Raw genomic sequence first — 19,302 nt, forward strand, 5'->3', positions numbered from 1 at the left:
ACTTCATTTAAAACTATTTTGATACTCCTCTATAACTTCGCTTGGCTTCCCATCTTTTATAATCCGCCCATTTTTCAATAAAATTACGCGATTACAAACTTCCTCGATTGTTTTTAAATCATGCGAAACCAAAACCAGTATTTTTGCCTTACCCATCAATCCCATCATTCTTTCTTTAGCCTTGACAGCAAAAGCGGCGTCTCCCGCACCGATTACTTCATCAAGAAGTAGAATTTCCCCGTCAATGGATGTGGATATTGCAAATGCCAAGCGGATAAGCATGCCGGAAGAATAGGAACGAATAGGGTAATCTATAAATTCTCCTAATTCGGCAAAATTTATGATCTCTTGTTCTTGCTGTTTTATCCTCTTCGGTGTTTCCCCAAGAAGCAGACCCCGATACATAATATTTTCTCTGCCGGTGGATTCCAAATCAAAGCCAAGCGCCAAATCGAATAAAGATCGAATTTCACCCTTGACCTCTAATTGACCTGATTTAATTGGGTAGATTCCACCTATAGTCTTTAATAACGTACTTTTTCCAGCACCGTTATGGCCAATAACCCCTAGCTTTTCACCTTCTTTAATGTAAAGGTTAAAATTCTTTAGGGCATGTACATCATCTAATTTTTCTTTCTTTTTCTGCAATTTTAAAAGTGAAAATACTTCTTGTTTTAAAGTAGTCGCATTATAGATATGAGATGGATAATAGAGATCAACATTTTCCATTCGAACATAATAATTGTCCATAGTTTTCTTCCTCAAATATTTTATATATTATAAATAAAATATAACTTTTTTATGATTATCTTTATAAATTTTCCCAGCCCATAAACCAAAAACAGCTATTGTCCCTAATGTAAACAGATAGTCTGTAGCATCCGGCATTACCCCGTATAAAAATGGATTTCTAATGAGGTTAAGAAGATGAGTAATGGGATTGTAATGAAAGAATGCAGCCAAAGCAGGATTGGAAGTGAACATATCTTTTTTAAAAAAGACAGGAGAAACGTACCATACTGCTTGGATCACTAAAGCTATTACTTGGGGGTAATCACGATATTTGGCATTAGTAAATCCCGCAATAGTTGTAATAGCCCAAGATAAACAGAAATACAATAGTATTGTCAACGGAAGTGTAATAATCCCCAAAATAACATTTGCAGGGCTAACGATCAACATCCAGATTCCAAGCGACAGCATCGCAATACTAAACGTAATTGTAAAGACTAGCGCAGACCTTAAGGTATAGATAATTACAGGATGATTAAACTGGCGAATGTATTGTTCGCCAGTCATAATCGAATATCCACCACCAATAAAAGAAGAGCTAATTAGCTCCCAAACAATTAATCCCGATAATACATAAGGAGCATAATCTGCAAATGACATATTAAATACTGTACCAAAAACAGTAGACATCAAAGCAGTAAGCAGCAATGGATTCATAAACGTCCATAGTATCCCCAACTTTGATCGTCTAAATTTATTTTTCAGTTCAGCTCTGACTAAATGAGACCAAAAGAATCGAGTTTGATATATCTTTTGTATATAGACCTTCAAAGTCTTACCTCCAAATATCACACAACTTATTCCTATAGATTATTGTTACAATGAAAAACGAGTCTACTGCAGATATAATCAATTTGCTCATCTGTAAGCGTAGCGTTCGTTGGTATATTAAATCCGCGTGAAGAGATCTGATCGGCAACAGGATAATTAGAATGCTCTTCATAATAAGGCGGCATCTGATGCATTGGGTAGAATAAAGGTCTTGTTTCAATTCCATCTGCTTCTAGTAACGCCATGATTTCATCACGAGAAGCCTTCACCTTGTCGGCTAATAATATAGATACCATCCAATAAGTATGCTTTGCCCACGGCATTTCTGGTTGAAGGGTAAAAACATCATTAAATTGAGAAAGTTTAACTATATATGATTCAGCTACTCTTCTTCTTTGTCCCAAATGCCAATCTATATTTTCAAGCTGTCCTAATCCAACTGCTGCTTGTAAATTAGTCATTCGATAGTTATACCCTACTTCATTAAACCAATATCTCTTTTTAGGATCCATTGCCTGGCCTCTAAGCAATCTCATTTTTTCTGCCAATTCACTATTATTCGTAGTGATCATACCACCTTCACCAGTAGAGATTACTTTATTTCCAAAAAAGCTGAAAGTACCTACATCACCAATTGATCCAACTACTTTACCATTATATTCGGCTCCATGAGCCTCAGCAGCATCTTCTATAACAAATAGATTATGCTTTTGGGCAATTTCCATAATTGGATCCATATCTACTGGATGTCCATAGAGATGAACAACAATAATACCTTTTGTTTTTGGCGTAATTTTCTCTTCCATTTTTTTAGGATCTATATTCCACGAATCATTCTCACAATCCACTAAAACTGGAGTTGCACCACAATATTTCACGGCATTTGCCGTAGCAATATATGTAAACGTGGGAATAATTATTTCATCACCTTGACCTACCCCATAAGCTAATAAAGGTAAGTGTATAGCCACAGTACCATTAGCACAAGAAAGTGCATGCTTAACGTCGCAAAATTCTGCAAACTTCTCTTCAAATTTTGTAACATATTTACCATTAGCGGAAATCCATCCGGTGTCAATACAATCAAGTACATACTCTCTCTCATTACCATTCAATACAGGACTTGCAAGAGTTATTCTTTCAGCAACTTTCATTGTAATCATCCCTTAGCAATAATTTTTTTTGCAGGTACTCCAACTACTGTTGATCCTGGTAGTATATCTGAAATCACTACCGCTCCAGCCCCAATTACCGACCATTCTCCGATTTCTACATTAGGTGTAATTTTGCTCCCAGTACCAACAAACGCTCCTTCGCACACCCTTACACAACCAGTCAAAGATGTGCCCGGTGCGATATGAACATGAGAGTCAATAATACAATCATGATCTATCCCTGACAAAGTATTTATTATCACATTATCTTTGATAACTGCATAAGGATTTATAACTGCCCCAGCCATAACTACTACACCTTGTCCTATCTTTGCATGGGGTGATATATGAGCAAATGGACTAATCGCATTAACTGGCATAAATCCAACAGTACGTATTTTTTCAAAGAGAATTTTTCTGACTTTATTGTCCCCAAGTCCTACAATAAACCTTAAAACCCCTTTATTAAGTAATTCTGGGAGAATTTCATCATTGCCTAGATAGGGGACTCCGCACAAACTCCTCTGCTGATCAGAGTTATCAGTAAAACCGACAATCTCATAGGTACCCGCACTTTGAAGTATATCTATAACTACTTTAGAATGTCCCCCACCACCGATAACTACTACTTTATCCAATACTGGTTCCACCCTTCAAGAATAAAGACTTGCATTGAATCTCCTCCAATACTCAAGCAATTCAACCATCGTTTGCTTTAGATCTCTTATGGGTTCCCAACCAGTCTCCAATCTTAATTTCGAGCTATCTCCAATTTTCACCAAAGTTTCATTTGGTCTTATCTTATTTTTATCAACTTTAATTTCCAATGACTCAATCTCAGAATATAAAGAGAGCAAGTTCAACAAAGCCGAAATAGAAACCGCTTGCTGAGAAGAAACGTTGTACACTTCACCGCTTATCCCTTGCTTCATTAAAATATAATAAGCGTCTACCACATCTCTTACATCCAAAAAGTCTCTTTCCACATCAATATTACCCACGTGTATAACGTTATTGCCTTCATGCTCCAATTGTGCTATTTGTTTAGCAAAATTGGAGCATACAAATGCGGAGGATTGGCCAGGACCCGTATGATTAAAAGGCCTTACTCTAACAATATTCATCTTATAAGATTTTACATATTGATCACTGATTAAATCCGCACAAGCTTTTGCCCCTGCATAAGGATTGTTAGGTTCAAGGGAATCTCTTTCAGTGAATGGAATACCTGTCCCTTCACCATAAACTGCTCCCGATCCTATATAAAGCACCTTAGAAAATAAATCAACTTTTCTCATAGCTTCATACAAACATAATGTTCCATTAGCAATTGTATTGTATGTCTGTTGCGGCTCTTTATAGGTTAGTGGTATAAATGCAGCGCCTGCTAGATGGTATATTTCATCTGGTTTTTCTGATTTTAGAATTTGCTGTAACCTAAGCTCATCCGTAATATCACAAGAGATGAAATTAATATTATTGTCAATTACGCGCCTAGTTCGAGCTAATCCTACCACTTCATAACCACTTTCAAGCAGCTTTTGACTCAGGTAGGTCCCAACGAATCCACTAACTCCTGTTATCAGAGCTTTCAATTAATCACATCCTACGGATAGAATTAGTTACTAATCCGTTTTACTTTTCCCAAGTCTGAATCAACCATCAGATGAACTAACTGTTCAAACGTAGTTTTCTGTGGGGTCCAGCCCAACTTATTGATGGCTTTGGATGGATCTCCCAGGAGCAAATCAACCTCAGCAGCTCTGAAAAATTTGGGGTCAGTAACTACGTACTTTTGATAATCCAACCCAACATGACCAAAAGCAATTTCACAGAACTCTCTAACTGAATGCGTCTCGCCCGTCGCTATTACATAATCATCCGGTTTATCTTGTTGTAACATTAGCCACATGCATTCAACATAATCTTTGGCGTATCCCCAATCTCTCAGTGCATCTAGGTTTCCTAATCTAAGCTCGTTTTGAAGACCTAATTTAATTCTTGCTACAGCATCAGTTATCTTACGAGTTACGAATTCAATACCACGACGAGGTGATTCATGATTAAAGAGTATGCCTGAACAAGCGTACATATTATAACTTTCGCGATAATTAACAGTCATCCAATGACCATAAACCTTAGCAACCCCATATGGACTTCTAGGATAAAAAGGAGTTGATTCTTTTTGCGGTGTTTCTACAACTTTACCAAACATTTCGCTACTTGAAGCTTGATAGTATCGAGCAGAAGGTTTTACGATTCTTATAGCTTCCAACATATTTGTAACACTCAAAGCCGTAACTTGCCCTGTTAAAATTGGTTGATCCCATGAAGTACCCACAAATGATTGGGCCCCTAGGTTATATACCTCATCAGGATTTGCAATCTTAACAGCATGAATAAGTGAACTTAAGTCCATTAAATCACCATCAATAAACTCTATTTCCTTCTCTATATGCTGAATATTCTCTAAAATAGGAACGCTAGTTCTTCTCCGCAAACCAAACACTCTATATCCCTTTTCTAACAATAAATCCGCTAAATACGATCCATCTTGTCCAGTAATTCCAGTAATAAGTGCACTCTTTGTCATGATTCTATCTCCTTAAAAATAGTATTAATATTATAATTATAAGTACTGTTCTAACTTCTGAACCTTTAACTCTTTAATCAAAGATTTTACCTCTTGTGCCTTTTCTTTCTTGCAAATCAGTGTAACATCATCAGTTTCCACGATGATCAGATCCTCTACACCTAATGTAGCAATAAGCTTCCCATTACTTTCAATGATACAACGCTTCGTATCAAGGCTTAATATATTTCCATTTATAGCATTTCCATTCTCATCCAGATCATTAATTCGTTCTAGAGCAGTCCAACTACCGACATCATCCCAGCCTAATACACAAGGAATAACATAGATACTATTTGCCTTTTCCATAATACCATAATCGATTGATTGATCTGGCATCCTAGGAAAATACGATTTTATAACTTCATTTCTTGGACTATTTATAAAAGATGTTTTCATACTCTCAAGCAAATCATGCATTTGAGGCATTAGCATTCGAATATGGTTGCGTATAACCGGTAATCTCCAAACAAAGATCCCGCTATTCCAATAATAATTACCCGCATCCACATATTTTTTAGCTCTAGCTTCGTCAGGCTTTTCAACAAATTGATTAACTTTATATACAATATGGTTCTCTATTTCAATAGTTTGATCTGTACTTTCAATATAACCGTACCCAGTTTCCGGATATGTAGGAGTGATTCCGAGTGTTACCAAATTATCATCTTGCTTACTAACTTCAACTGCTGCTTTCAATATACTTACAAACTCGTCCTCATTCTTAATGATGTGATCGGAAGGAAGAACAATCATCGAACTGTCTGGAAATTTTTCTTCAATAATTATAGAAGCTAATCCAACGCATGGTGCTGTATTTCGTCCAATCGGTTCAATTATGATATTATCAAACGGAAGAGTTGGAATCTGAGCCTTTATTAATTCAGCATAAGATTCATTGGTTATAATAAAAATTTGTTCAATTGGCATCAGTTTTTGCAGTCTATCTACTGTTTGTTGAAGCATTGATTTATTACCTGATATATTTAGAAACTGTTTTGGTAGATTAGTTCTACTTTTAGGCCAAAATCTTTCACCTTTGCCTCCAGCCAGAATCAAACATGTTGTTGTCATATTACCCTCCAAATTTAAATTTTTTAATGTAATCCATTCTTTTTCTAATTAACCTACCAATTTTTTCCGGGGAATGATGTTCTTTAATATATTGTTCTCCATTAGTTGCAATTTGGTTATAATATTCCTTATCGCTAACTAGTTGTGTCATGTATTTGCTTGCATGAAGAATACTAGGGTCTGCCCAATGCTGATAAGCTTTATAAGGTCCATGGTCATTATTTAAAGAAATTAATTGAAAGTCCACTAAACAAGAATTATTAGGGTTCATAAAATCAGTATTCGATGACCAATTAGTACCTATTACAGGTTTCCCCAAATACATAGCTTCAGCCATCACCAACCCAAACCCCTCGCTCCGATGCAGGGAAACAAAACAATCTGTTACATTTATTAATGCATTTACATCATTTCGGCTAACCGTTTTATCTATTATATATATGTTTTGATAGTCACCGACTAGTTTTCTTATTTCCATTATGTCATTTGAATTTCCGCTTGGATTGTTCGCTTTCACTACCAGACCTACACTTGTATCCCATGGATCAAATGACATCTTAAATGCCTTAATTGCAGCTTTTGGATTTTTACGTTCTTGATAGCTTTTAGCATCATACATTGATAGAAATAAGAAACTATTATCCGGCAATCCAAAATACTCACGAGAACGAGGCTCTGATATTTTGACTTCAATTGAATGTGGAATTTTAACAACTGGAATTGGACTTTTAATTGATATTGAGTCACCTACAAAAGTCGAAGGTACCCATACTTCATCAAGAAAGTTGAAATTATCAATCCAATCATCCGGAAAATCAGGTAACTCCCAATGCCAAAATCCAATATTATATCTATTTTCAAATAGAGCAGATCCATAATAAGTATAAACGTCCTTCATTTCTTGAGCATTGATATGGAATATGTTTATACTAAATTCCGGTTTATTTATTTCTTTATGTGCCCAAGTGATATCTTCCGATCTTGCGCTATTACTTCCTGTAAAATTAATAATTCCAAAAGGAATCTCCAGACAATGGAGACTATTAGCAGCCGCTCGACAAGATTCGCCGACCCCCATTTCAGCTCTTGAATAGCCCACCAAATTAATTCCATCTATATATTGATAAGAACTTGTTAGAGCTGTACTTTTACTTGTAGGGGCAACACTTCCACCTATTAAAATTCTTCTTATTTTTTGTCTGGTTGTTTGTGATACAAAACGAGTTGCTAATGGTTTAGAGTACACAGCTAACTTATATAAATATCTAGAAAACCATCTATTAATTAGAAACACCACCATTTAGCATGAGTAGTCTCATGATATATATCTTAATGGATCAAATCTAGCCCCAACCCTGTTCATTATGCTAAAATACTAACGTATCTACTAGCAAAGGAGATAAATACGTGTCGAATCCAGTATACGGGAAAAAAGCCGCACAGTCGAGAAAAGGGAGAAATTTGTCTGCGGCGGTTTGGGTGTTGTTGGTTGGTTTAATTCTGTTTCTGGTGTGGTCCCCTTTCCAGGCCGGATTGTTTAATGGACTTGTTCTTAATTTTGAGAAACCGATTCTCTGGGCCGTTCTGATCGGCAGCTTGCTGATGATCGTATGGGTCTGTTCCTATTTTAAAACGATGAAGCTAGATGATCAGAGAGATTGGACCGCAGTTGCGATACTATTTATTCCCATTACGTATATGCTTGCGTTGATCTCAGCGGCTTCGCATTATTTTGCAGTGAATGCTGTATTAATTCAATTCCTTTACGCATTTATGTTCATCATTGCTCTCTATCTATTGCAAAATAGACAGGCTAACACAGCTATCGAGACGTCCATCATTACCGTCGCTTACATCATTGTCATGTTTGGTCTGTTCAACTGGCTTGGCCAAGGCAGAACGGTGTCAGCGATTGTAGGCTGGTTTACGCCAACCGTATTCGACGGGCAATATAATCAAGCCATCTGGATCGATGCCAATGGTCCGCGTCTGGCCTCGGTGTTCCAGTATCCGAATACATACGCTGCATTTCTGATGGCCTTCTTGTTCGTAGCTATATTCGCGATTACACGCTCCAAGAGATGGTGGGTTCAGGCCATTCACGCCTTTATGCTCGTGCCGATGGCCCTGTCGATTCTACTTACCCTGTCGCGCGGGGGACTGGTCTTCTTGCCGGTCGTATTCATCATACTGCTTCTGTTCTTGAAGCCGGCTAAGCAGCTCCTGTGGATTCTGTACTGCATCATTGCTGGTCTGGGAACCTTGTTAATTGCTAAGCCCGTTACCGATCTTGGGCAGCAGTTTCACAACGGTCAAATTAATGATCCAGCCAAAGGATGGTTCTACATTCTTGCTGCCTCCATCATTCTAGCCGTAATAGCTTGCTTGATTCAGCGTTTTATTGCTCCAGTACTCGATAGAGCTACTGATAAATGGGCATCCAAAAAGCTCGGCAATCTGTGGTTGCCTGTCGGTTCCGTCGTAGCAGTTGCGGTTATCGTTGCTCTGCTCCTTGGTACGAACCTGAAGCATGTGCTGCCTGGCAATATCGGCGAACGTCTGGAGAACATCAACCTGCAGCAGCATAGTGTATTGGAACGTTTCACTTTCTATAAGGATGCTGTAAAAGTACTCAAGGATTATCCAGTGATTGGTGCAGGCGGCGGTTCATGGGCTTCCATTTACGAGAAATACCAGAACAACCCGTACACCAGCCGTCAGGCGCACAGCTTCATCATGCAATATCTAGTAGAAGTCGGCATCCTCGGCTTCATCATTATGCTAGGATTTTTACTTTTTGTTTTCTATAAATATATTCGCGGTTATATTCGCTCAGAAGAGCAAAAGAGAGATTCATACTTCATCTACTTTATTATTGTATTTTCAATTTTGATTCACAGTTTGATGGACTTCAATATGAGCTATGTCTTTATAGGAGTGCTCGTATTTATCGGTTTGGGCGGCATGGCAGCGACCATGGATAACCGCTCAACAGATCGAGTGAAACTGAAGGCTTCATCGATGCGCGGCATATACAGTACTGTTATGGTGCTCGCCTCCATCTTCCTGATCTTCACCTCGATCCGCTACATTCAAGCTAACAATGCCATCGTCAAAGGGCAGACGTTAATGCAAACCAGTGGTGATTACCGGGAGATCAAAGCGCCGCTAGATGACGCACTGAAGAAACGCAGTGGTCATCCTAATGCTGTCCTTAACATGAGCGTCTTGCTCCAAGCCGGTTACGAACAGACCAAGGAAGAAGCTTTCTATAATGAGGAATATAATCTTCTTACCAACGCTTTGAAAAAAGAGCCTTACGACAAAAACATGTACGCCAAGCTCATGGCCCTCTATAAACTAAAGGGGGAGACCGATAAAGCCTATGATGTGCTTAAGGACAACGCTGGCCGTTACGCATGGGATATGAATTGGTATGAGGAACTGATCGCTCAATCCTTTGAATTGGGTTATCAGGCATTAGGCTCACAGGACGTGGCTCTGAAGGATAAATACTTCCATGATGGACTGATTGCTTACCATCATGTCGTAGATGGAGTCGAGCATCTTAAGACATTGCCGGAGGGGCAGATGCAAGGGAATCCGTTCGAGGTAACTCCGACGATGTCGCTAAATGCCGGTAAAATGCAGTTCATGCTAGGTCAGCCCGAAGCGGCGGCTCCGATTCTGAAAGCCGGTATCAAGGAGGATCTCGGCGACTCCACTAGCCAGGAAATAGCCCGTTGGTATCTAGCTGCGTTGGAGAAATCCGGACAGAGCGATCAAGTGGTCTATGATAAATTAATTCAGATTGATCCATCTATGAAGGAGCAAATTAGCCAATTGGCAGCGATCTTCTAAATTGATCAACAAGACAAAAAATCGACCTCTCCTAAGAGAGGCCGATTTTTTTATCTTCTACAATCTGTTTCATATAAGTTAATAAATCCTCACGCAACTCCTGGTTCTCCAGAGCATAATGGAGCGTCGTCTTAATGAATCCGAGCTTCTCACCGACATCATGCCGAGTTCCTTCAAAATTATAGGCTACGATCCGTTCGAATCCTCCAAGCCTGGAGATGGCATCCGTAAGTTGGATCTCTCCGTTAACGCCAACCTGCTGTTCTCCAAGGATTTCGAATATTTTCGGGGTCAGTATGTATCTGCCCATGATCGCAAGGTTAGATGGAGCCTTATCAGCAGGCGGCTTCTCTACCAATTGCTTGGCCAGATAGACACGTTCTCGAAGCTCTGAAGCGTCGACCACTCCATATCTGGACACTTCCTCCCAAGGAACCGGCTGGACACCGACCACGGAAGCCCGTTCATAATCAAATACATCGATCATTTGCTTCAAGCACGGAACCTCGGATTCCACAATATCATCGCCAAGCAGCACCGCGAACGGCTCATCACCGATAAATTTACGGGCGCACCAGATGGCATGTCCCAAGCCCTTTGGTTCCTTTTGACGGATATAATGAATATCAGCCATTTCTGAGGACTTGCGAACTTCTTCAAGCAGATCCCATTTCTTCTTCTCGCTTAAGTTATGTTCCAGTTCGAAGGAATTATCAAAGTGGTCCTCGATCGCCCGTTTCCCTTTCCCCGTAACGATAATAATATCCTCGATCCCTGAGGCGACAGCTTCTTCCACAATGTACTGAATCGTAGGCTTGTCTACAATCGGCAGCATTTCCTTCGGCATCGCCTTAGTTACGGGAAGGAATCTGGTTCCCAGGCCCGCTGCAGGGATGATCGCTTTCCGAATCTTCATCTATCCCCATCTTCCCTTCCTCTAACTTCAATATGTTGCCATTATATCACAGTTCCAAGAAAATACAGATAAAAAAAGCCACCTCCGTAGCATAAATACATGTCAGCGGAAGCAGCAGTATAAGTGGTAATCTATCTGAAGTAAGTATAGAGCATTTAAAACCAGAATTTGCGTATTGTGAAGCGCTGAGATTCTTCCTCATGTCTTGCGTCGCGGTCCCACGGTTCCGGCGTATGAAGATGGCGTTCGACCCCGTACTCAATTTTATGGTACTGCTGATCGCCGTCTGCCTCAATGCGTCCATGAGCCTTTGCCACCAACGATTGCATCTCGAGGAATCCTTCCAACATCACATTCACCCTCCTACAAAATAGGCTAGCCATGTACTGAGCCCATCACTTTGGCTACGCTTTCATTATATCACATTCATAATTCTTTGATGACTGATAGATAACCATTATCGCGGTTTTTAACTTTGTTTTCACACAGTGTACATATTTAATATTTGTCTGTCCACGGCGGAAAAACAACCGTCTTCCTAGTAAATACTTCATCATATAAAAGAACACGAACCATCCTGGCTCGTGCTCTTTTCTTCTCTATATGATTCGTCTCTTAGGATAGAAGATCGTTTAACTGCGCTTCGCTGATGCCCCCAGTAATCACCTTTTTCATTTCCCCCTCATTGAAGTAAGCAATAGCCGGGATGTTGTCCACGCCCAGTCTGGCGGCAAGTCCAGGTGATTTATATACGTCCACCTTGGTCACCCGTAGCTCTGCGGCATGGGCTTGTTCGAACTTCTCGATCAGAGGCAGCAGTTCGCGGCAGGCCGGCTCTGTAGCATTCCATAAATAGACGACCGAAGGCTTCCCGTGGTTCTGAATCTGATTCTCATATACCTCGCATTCGGAGATATATTTCTCTACTCCGTACCCAGCAATTGCTCCATCCCCAACCGCTGTAGCCACCTGCTTAAGGAATTTATCGCAGACATCCCCAGCCGCGAACACGCCGGGAATATTCGTCTCCATCTTCTCATTCACAAGCACATACCCGTTCCGATTCAGCTCCAACACACCGGACAAAATTTCCGTATTCGGAATATATCCAATGAACAAGAAGCAGGTATCGACTTTTACAGGCTGCAGCTCGTCGGTTTTTGAATTTTTCAACACAACCGTCTCCAGACGTTCCTCTCCCTCAAAAGAGTCCACCACCGTATTCCACATGAACTCCATCTTCGGATTGTCGAGCGCCTGGTTCCGAGCAATCTCATTGCAGTCCATTTTGCCAGGATCATGCATAACGGAGACGATGACTTTGTCGGCGAACTTGGTCAGGAAGATTCCTTCCTCAATCGCAGCATCCCCGCTGCCGATGACCATGACTGTCTTACCCGTATTGGCTGCTGCATCACAAGTCGCACAGAAGGAGATTCCTTTATCGTATAGATACTTCTCCTCGTTCTTCGCCCCAGTCAGTCTTGGCTTCCCACCACTAGCGACGATCACGGCTTTACATTCGTAACGGACGCGGAACGTCTCCACGACCTTCATCTCACCGTCCAGCGATACCGCTTTAACATCCGTCATTTTGAAGTCCACTCCGAACTTTTTCGCCTGCTTATGGAATAAGCCCATCAGTTCTGTACCTGTAGTTCCCTCAGGAAAGCCGGGGTAGTTCTCGATCTCATTCGTATACGTGGCAAGACCACCCACCAACGTCTTCTCTAGAATCAACGTCTTGAGCCGGGCCCGCCCGCAGTAAATTCCCGCTGTTAATCCCGCTGCCCCGCCGCCGATAATGACGACATCATACTGTTCCGTTCTCTTCTCCATATGCCTTAGCCTCCATTACAAATGATGATGTTCAAAGAAACAGGCTGACTTTCGTCAGCCCGGGTAACTTCTGTACTCACTGTTACAGTGCGTGTTTAAAAAGTCAGACATTTTAAACAACCTCTTACATGAAAAATTTAGCCAATAATTTACCACCGATAAGCGCACCTATGAACAAGAACACCCAGAAAATCCAGCCGGACAGCGAGAGCGAGGAAATCGAAGTAAATAATGCCCCGATATTACAGCCGTTCGCAAGTCTTGCCCCATAACCCATCAACAAGCCACCAAGAATAGCAGCGAATACCTGCTTCATCGAGCGGATCTTCTTTAGTTTGAATTCGGAAGCGAACAACGTAGCCAATAGCGCCCCGAGAATGATCCCTAAGTTGCGGATCGACCCGCCATCGTTCATAAATCCGCTAGACAGCGTCTTCTGTGCCTTCTCCGAGCTGAAATACGCCCAGTTATCGACATTGCCTCCCACGAGCTGATACAGCCAGGCTCCCCAATCCGCAAATGCACTCGTGACACCCCAGCCTTTAGAAAACACGGCGAGGTGAGCAGTAGCGAACACGCCGAGCAGCACAGCTCCGGTGACGTATGTAAACGGCTCCTTCAATAACTTCTTATAGAAGCGGTTAGATGATATTTTCAACCAAAATGCATTCACCGTTCAATCACCATCCCTTTTATCATCCCACAGCCCTATTTGGCCTTCTCAATAACGATTTCCCATTCTCCGTCATCGATTTCCTCGATCTCAACATTGTGCCCCTGCTTTCTGGCCCACTCTGGTACATTCTTCATTGCGCAGCTATGGTCAATGGATACGACCAGGACATCTCCAACCTTCAATTCTGCCATCTTCTTCTCTGTTCTCATCAAAGGAACCGGACAAGCTTCTCCCATACAATCCAAAGTAAATTCTGCCATTTTGATTACCACCTTTAATTTATTTTTGTGATACTTCTGATCATTTCTTCAATTCGTACCTTCAGATAGAGGTCTAGTTACAAGTCGATATCAAATACTTGTGAAAAATTTCACTTTTCATTGAAAAATAATACTTGATCATGGAGCCATCGATACTTCTTCATCCTTACCTATTCCGCACTGCCCATCTTCTTCTCCTGCCATTTCACAGAAGCGATATAGAGCAGTAGAATGATCAGGAACTGAATGAGTAGAGCACCTAACCAGCCAAATACATCTGGCAGGAATACGGATGGCGCATCCTTGATGACATGTGCTCGCCACCAGCCCATATCATGTGCTCCCCATAGCGAACCGATCACAAAGAACAGCAAAGCGAGCATTTGCATCGTAAAGCCTTCCCCAACCCGCATCAACGTACCAGAAGCACAGCCGCCGGCAATGACCATCCCGATTCCGAAGATGACCGCACCAACAATCAGAGCCAGACTGATCTGACCGACATTATCCATGCCGGGGATCGGATTTCCTCCTGTGAATGCTGCGTACTTGATCGCCGTGAAGCCGATAGTAGCAATGGAGCAGGCGATTAATACAGCTCTTGTCACTGAAGTACTCCCCGTAATCCAAGGATCTCTCATTGAAGCGGTGAAGCAGAATCTTGATCTTTGCAAAATCACGCCAAATGCAAGCCCAAATAGCAGATAGACAACCATCTTGTCATTGTAATGATGCAGGTAAAATCCAAATCCAATGACGAGAGCCGTAGCTAACAAAGCGAAGGGCAACTGGCTCTTCTTAGGTTTTCTAGGTGCCCGGGTACGAGCGGATTTCGTTGCGGGACTAGCGTTTTGTCCCATTCGTGAACACCTCCAACATTGAAGTCAATTGACTATGTGAAAATAATAACATTCTTTTCGACCCTGTGGTCATCGGCTTTTTTGATACTGCATAAGTTTTTCTTATGGCAAATTGATCATAGACAGGTATGATATACTTTGATCAAAGGTTGACAACAGGAGGAGCATATCGATGAATTTGGAAACGCTTAAGTTATTTCTTGATATTTCCATGCTCAAGAGCATCTCCAAAGCAGCGCAAAAGTCTCATATAACTCAATCCGCGCTCAGTCAACAATTAAAGTCCTGGGAGACTTCACTTGGGACAGAGCTGCTGCAAAGGAGCAATAAAGGCGCAAAACTCACGGAGGCAGGGGTGATTGCCAGGAAATATGCCAATCAAATCTGCAAGCTGTATGAGGATATGGTTACAGAGATCGAGCAATTGCAGCCTGCCGAGTGCCAACTATCGATCTATGCCATTCCTGAGGTGTGCAATTATGCTCTGCCCTGTACTTTATTCGAGGTGAAGAGGCATTTTCCTCATTGCCGTATTTCATTAAATGAAGCACTCAGCTCGCAAATTGAGGAGCATATTCTGCTTGAGGAAGGGGATATTGGATTCATCTCTGGCCCATCCTCCAATCCAGGGATTAGCTCCAATCAGGTATTCTCCGATCAGGTTATCCTCGTAACCAGCAGTTCCAGACCGAGCCCCGATGAGATTGTGATCGAAGAGTTGCATCGTTATCCCTTGATCTGGTCGACACAGCTCTGCTGCGTCCAGCGCACATTGGCCCGGACATTGATGGATGATCATGCGAAGTTGAACATTCTCTACAATCTTGACTCGATTGAAGCCGTGAAGCTGGCGGCAATCAAAGGTCATGGTGCAGCATTTCTGCCGTATATGTCCATAAAAAAAGAGCTCTACAGTAAGCAGCTCAAAGCGATCCATATTCGCGATTTTCAGGTACATAATGAGGTTCATATGATTAAGAAGAATGATCAAAAAGCGAATCGCGATACGAAGCAGTTGATCCAGTATATTGAACGGACTTTGATTGATACATTGTGTTAAGGGAAGTCGCGCTGCTTAATTGGCCGCTTTCAATCTGGCAGGCTCGCTTCGATGCTAATCTCCCATACGCCATTGATCACTTCTTGGATGGAGCAGCGCAGATTGGCCTTATCGCAATATTCCGTAATCGAATTTCTTGCGCAGCTATGATCCGTGACGAGCAGCACTTTCTCACCGCTTCGAATGGCTTGCTGATGCTTCTTCAGCATCATGACCGGAACAGGACAAATTTCTCCCAGACAATCGATTTCAACCATCTAAGCTTACTCCCCTTCCACGTGATTCCCTGATAAGATCAGTATAACTTGAGTCTTTCAATCCGATTATGAGCTGTTTCACAAAGATTCATTACATAAAATAAATCTCCCCTACTTAAGCAAGCCTAGTAGGGGAGATTTTGTGTTCATTTATTTTACTAACTGGCCACGAGTGACGCCAAGCTGGTTCGTCGCCTTCAGCGTACGCCAGACTTGGGTACCGCTGATCTCTCCGCGAAGCGCACGGTTGTACAAATCGATAACTTCATGGACTTTCTCCGGCGTCTCCTCCAGGAATTCTACACGATATCTGGACACGCCCAACTCAAGGAAGTGGCTCAAATACTCCGCACCGGATTGTTCAATAGCGTTATAGACTGTATTACGGCAGCCTTCATCCACGCGAACCGGGTGGGACATGCCGATCCGGTCCTGCAATGAGGCGCGATGCTCTTCGCACGGACGCCCGCAGTTCGTGTAATTGGTACCTTCGCTCAGGAAGGTACAGTATACGCAATGCTCCGTATGGAACATCGGTAGATGTTGTTGGATCACGATCTCTAGTTGATCGGTCATGCTCTTGCCGAGCAGATCAACCATCTGCTGGATGTTCAAGTCATAGGACGGCGTTACGATGTCGCAGCCCGCTTCCAAGAACAGTTCCACCGATTTATGATTGGCGATATTCAGTGAGAAATCGCCGATCAGCTGCGGGTGGAACGCATCCGGGTTTTCCTGCCGGTGGCGCAAGTAGAAATAAAGCGCACCGGTATTACGCACGAGAACGGCGTCTGGCTGCAGACGCAGGATGTTGTTATGATAGCCGTTCTCGCCCGGCATATGGATGCGCGGCGTTGCCAGCGCGATTCGCTTGCCGGCGGCCCGAACGGCATCCACCGCTGCCGGGAACTGCTTGATGAACTCGAAGTCGGCGTAGATCATATCCACACCGGCCTCGAGCGCAGCCTGCACCTGCGGCAGGCTGCGGCACAACGCGGTGAGCTTCGCTTCACCGCGGGTCACCGCGCGGCGCTGCGGCTGAGCCGCAGCAGCGCTCGCGCCATGCGGCCCCTCGCCGTGCGCGGGGCCGCGGGCTCCGCCGCCCAGCGAAGCGCTGGCGGCGTCAGCCCCAGCCGCCCGTTCATACACGGGCGGCTTCGGCCGCTCGCCGGCTAGCAGCTCCACTGCGCGCCGGCGAACGCTGTTCAGCTCGCGAATCGGCAGGATGACGTCGCCGCTAAGCTCCGTCTCCAGCTGCTCGAGCTGGAACAGCGTACCGCCGAGACGACCCAGTTGCTCCTCCAGGAGCGCCTGGTCCATCGGCCGTTTCTGTGCGACCTCGAGCAGTAGCTCCGAGTCGACCTGCACCGTCGTGCCCTTCTGCACATCCGTCCAGAAGGTCTTGAGCGGCTCGCCAGCTACACCGATGACATGGACATGAACCGGGAATACCCGGTAAGGCTTGTCTGTCTCGAACGTCTGCCGCAGCCGCTTGTCCAGCGCCGGATCATTTGTCTTCCAGATCCGGTCCCCGACATGAACACGGCGCAGATCGATATCATTCCGTCCCGGCACAATATCAACGATCCAGCTCTCACCGGCTTCCCCTTCGATCTTCACACCCTTGCGGCGCAAATCGTAGACACGTCCGCCCTCTTCCTTCTTGGTCGGATCACCAGCGTCAAAGACGATACCGTCGCCGCGCTTCAGAGGTGCCTCCAGACGGCAGACGACACCGTCACGTAGAATCTGCTCAACACGTCCTAGATACACACCACGACTCTTCGGAAAGGTTCCGTCCACTAGCTTCTTATTGTTCGTCCCTTCCAGGAAGCCATGGGTGAAGCCACGGGAGAAGCTCTGCTGCAGCTCGCGCATTTCCTCCTTGGATGGAGTGCTACTATCCCCGTCAAAATACCGGTCAATCGCTTTCCGGTACTTGCTGACTACATTCGCTACATATTCTGGGCTCTTCAGTCGCCCTTCAATTTTAAAGGAAGTCACTCCCGCTTCGATCAGCTCAGGCATCAAATCAATCGCTGCCAAATCTTTAGGAGAGAGCAAGTATGCTACATCTCCCATCGGCTTCTGAACCCCGTCCACAATCAGATCATACGGCAAACGACAGGCTTGCGCGCATTCGCCACGGTTGGCCGAACGGCCACCCCACATTTCCGAGGTCAGACATTGACCGGAATAGGACACACATAGTGCCCCGTGAACGAACACCTCCATCGGTAGCTTCGCCTGCTCGCCGATCTTCTGAATTTGCTGCAGATTGTTCTCGCGGCCTAGCACGACCCGCTCCAGGCCCCAAGGCTTTGTGAACTCTACCGCTTCCGGTGAAGTGATCGTCATTTGAGTAGACCCATGAATCGGAAAATCCGGCGACAGCTCGCGGATCATCTTCACCAAGCCCAAATCTTGTACAATCACCGCATCAACCCCAGCGTTGATACAGGCTTCAATCAATTCATGGGCATCTGCTAGCTCATTCTCGAATACTAAAATATTGAAGGTTAAGAACCCCTTCACTCCATAGCTATGCAGAAACGCCATAATCTCCGGTAGTTCATCCATCCGGAAATTGTTCGCCCGCGCACGAGCATTAAATTTCTCCACTCCAAAGAAAATCGCATCCGCGCCGTTCGCAACGGCCGACCGCATGCAATCCCAGTCGCCGGCTGGTGCCAGCAGCTCTACATCCTGTCTTGTGATCGCTATCTTGCTCATTTATATCCTCCCGCATGAATCCTATTGATTCATCGCAATATGATAACCTATTGATGTGTTTTAAATTTGAGATATCTACAAGTGCTTAAGTACTTATTCTTGTGCTCCTCCTATAAGTGAATGTTCAAAAAGGGCAGTTTTCAGCACCGAGAAGGTTGGATGAAGCTAGGGACTGAGGAGCGGAGCGTACGTAGTGGGTACATGAGCACCGGAAGGCCCGGCTGAATTCAAGATTCGATGTCGAATAGGCTCTCAGTGTTACTTCGTGATCAAAAGTGTACTTTTTGAACTATCTCTACAACCTAATTATTTTAACAGACTTCAACATAATACACTACCAACAATCCATTCCATCCACAGGGAAAGAATGATCCGTAAAAGCTTCCTACTGAGAAAAAGTGCAGTTACATAAATTTT

The 19,302-nt window shown here is 43.4% G+C and carries 18 protein-coding genes; 2 read left to right on the top strand and 16 right to left on the bottom strand.

Annotated elements, in window-relative coordinates; all coding sequences use genetic code 11:
• Positions 1–3: 3 nt before the first annotated feature.
• From EI981_RS25855 to EI981_RS25890, 8 genes are read right to left on the bottom strand one after another with little or no spacing between them, the layout of a single operon-like run.
• Positions 4–750, bottom strand: a complete 747-nt coding sequence (locus tag EI981_RS25855; protein WP_127003124.1) for an ABC transporter ATP-binding protein — start codon at positions 748–750, stop codon at positions 4–6.
• A 27-nt stretch (positions 751–777) separates the two neighbouring features.
• Positions 778–1,584 (bottom strand): ABC transporter permease, encoded by an 807-nt coding sequence (locus EI981_RS25860; protein ID WP_227011591.1) that lies wholly within the window; start codon positions 1,582–1,584, stop codon positions 778–780.
• 11 nt (positions 1,585–1,595) lie between these two features.
• Positions 1,596–2,717, bottom strand: coding sequence for a DegT/DnrJ/EryC1/StrS family aminotransferase (locus EI981_RS25865; protein WP_127003128.1), 1,122 nt, complete (start codon positions 2,715–2,717; stop codon positions 1,596–1,598).
• 5 nt (positions 2,718–2,722) lie between these two features.
• Positions 2,723–3,355 carry an acetyltransferase gene (locus EI981_RS25870; protein WP_162616276.1) on the bottom strand — a complete coding sequence of 211 codons (633 nt, stop codon included), beginning with the start codon at positions 3,353–3,355 and terminating at the stop codon, positions 2,723–2,725.
• Between the two features lie 15 nt (positions 3,356–3,370).
• Positions 3,371–4,312, bottom strand: coding sequence for a GDP-mannose 4,6-dehydratase (locus EI981_RS25875; protein ID WP_127003132.1), 942 nt, complete (start codon positions 4,310–4,312; stop codon positions 3,371–3,373).
• Positions 4,313–4,335: 23 nt separating this feature from the next.
• Complete coding sequence (gene gmd, locus EI981_RS25880; RefSeq protein WP_127003134.1) at positions 4,336–5,310, bottom strand: GDP-mannose 4,6-dehydratase; 975 nt, start codon at positions 5,308–5,310, stop codon at positions 4,336–4,338.
• A 36-nt stretch (positions 5,311–5,346) separates the two neighbouring features.
• The gene (locus tag EI981_RS25885) at positions 5,347–6,423 is read right to left on the bottom strand and encodes a mannose-1-phosphate guanylyltransferase (RefSeq protein ID WP_127003136.1); all 1,077 of its coding nucleotides are present in this window, start codon (positions 6,421–6,423) and stop codon (positions 5,347–5,349) included.
• A gap of 1 nt (position 6,424) precedes the next feature.
• Positions 6,425–7,669 (bottom strand): glycosyltransferase, encoded by a 1,245-nt coding sequence (locus tag EI981_RS25890; protein ID WP_227011592.1) that lies wholly within the window; start codon positions 7,667–7,669, stop codon positions 6,425–6,427.
• 161 nt (positions 7,670–7,830) lie between these two features.
• Between EI981_RS25890 and EI981_RS25895 the strand changes: the two genes are divergently transcribed.
• The gene (locus EI981_RS25895; protein ID WP_127003140.1) at positions 7,831–10,284 is read left to right on the top strand and encodes an O-antigen ligase family protein; all 2,454 of its coding nucleotides are present in this window, start codon (positions 7,831–7,833) and stop codon (positions 10,282–10,284) included.
• A 31-nt stretch (positions 10,285–10,315) separates the two neighbouring features.
• On the opposite strand, the gene galU is transcribed toward EI981_RS25895, so the two are convergent.
• From galU to EI981_RS25925, 6 genes are all read right to left on the bottom strand, one after another.
• Positions 10,316–11,200 carry a UTP--glucose-1-phosphate uridylyltransferase GalU gene (gene galU / locus EI981_RS25900; RefSeq protein WP_127003142.1) on the bottom strand — a complete coding sequence of 295 codons (885 nt, stop codon included), beginning with the start codon at positions 11,198–11,200 and terminating at the stop codon, positions 10,316–10,318.
• A 155-nt stretch (positions 11,201–11,355) separates the two neighbouring features.
• On the bottom strand, positions 11,356–11,550 hold the full coding sequence (locus EI981_RS25905; RefSeq protein WP_227011942.1) for a hypothetical protein: 195 nt from the start codon (positions 11,548–11,550) through the stop codon (positions 11,356–11,358).
• Positions 11,551–11,815: 265 nt separating this feature from the next.
• Positions 11,816–13,039, bottom strand: coding sequence for an FAD-dependent oxidoreductase (locus EI981_RS25910; protein WP_127003146.1), 1,224 nt, complete (start codon positions 13,037–13,039; stop codon positions 11,816–11,818).
• Between the two features lie 124 nt (positions 13,040–13,163).
• Positions 13,164–13,712 carry a YeeE/YedE thiosulfate transporter family protein gene (locus EI981_RS25915; RefSeq protein ID WP_193556407.1) on the bottom strand — a complete coding sequence of 183 codons (549 nt, stop codon included), beginning with the start codon at positions 13,710–13,712 and terminating at the stop codon, positions 13,164–13,166.
• A gap of 35 nt (positions 13,713–13,747) precedes the next feature.
• On the bottom strand, positions 13,748–13,975 hold the full coding sequence (locus EI981_RS25920) for a sulfurtransferase TusA family protein (protein ID WP_127003148.1): 228 nt from the start codon (positions 13,973–13,975) through the stop codon (positions 13,748–13,750).
• 170 nt (positions 13,976–14,145) lie between these two features.
• Entirely contained in the window at positions 14,146–14,835 is a 690-nt protein-coding gene (locus EI981_RS25925) for a YeeE/YedE thiosulfate transporter family protein (RefSeq protein WP_193556408.1), read from the bottom strand.
• A gap of 172 nt (positions 14,836–15,007) precedes the next feature.
• On the opposite strand from EI981_RS25925, the gene EI981_RS25930 reads away from it, so the two are divergent.
• On the top strand, positions 15,008–15,895 hold the full coding sequence (locus EI981_RS25930; RefSeq protein WP_127003150.1) for a LysR family transcriptional regulator: 888 nt from the start codon (positions 15,008–15,010) through the stop codon (positions 15,893–15,895).
• Positions 15,896–15,924: 29 nt separating this feature from the next.
• Here EI981_RS25930 and EI981_RS25935 read toward each other — a convergent pair whose 3' ends face one another.
• Both EI981_RS25935 and EI981_RS25940 read right to left on the bottom strand, forming a co-directional pair.
• Positions 15,925–16,152, bottom strand: coding sequence for a sulfurtransferase TusA family protein (locus EI981_RS25935; RefSeq protein ID WP_127003152.1), 228 nt, complete (start codon positions 16,150–16,152; stop codon positions 15,925–15,927).
• 150 nt (positions 16,153–16,302) lie between these two features.
• The gene (locus EI981_RS25940; protein WP_127003154.1) at positions 16,303–18,885 is read right to left on the bottom strand and encodes a U32 family peptidase; all 2,583 of its coding nucleotides are present in this window, start codon (positions 18,883–18,885) and stop codon (positions 16,303–16,305) included.
• Positions 18,886–19,302 lie beyond the last annotated feature (417 nt).

It is taken from the genome of Paenibacillus lutimineralis (assembly GCF_003991425.1).
Taxonomy (GTDB): Bacteria; Bacillota; Bacilli; order Paenibacillales; family Paenibacillaceae; genus Fontibacillus; species Fontibacillus lutimineralis.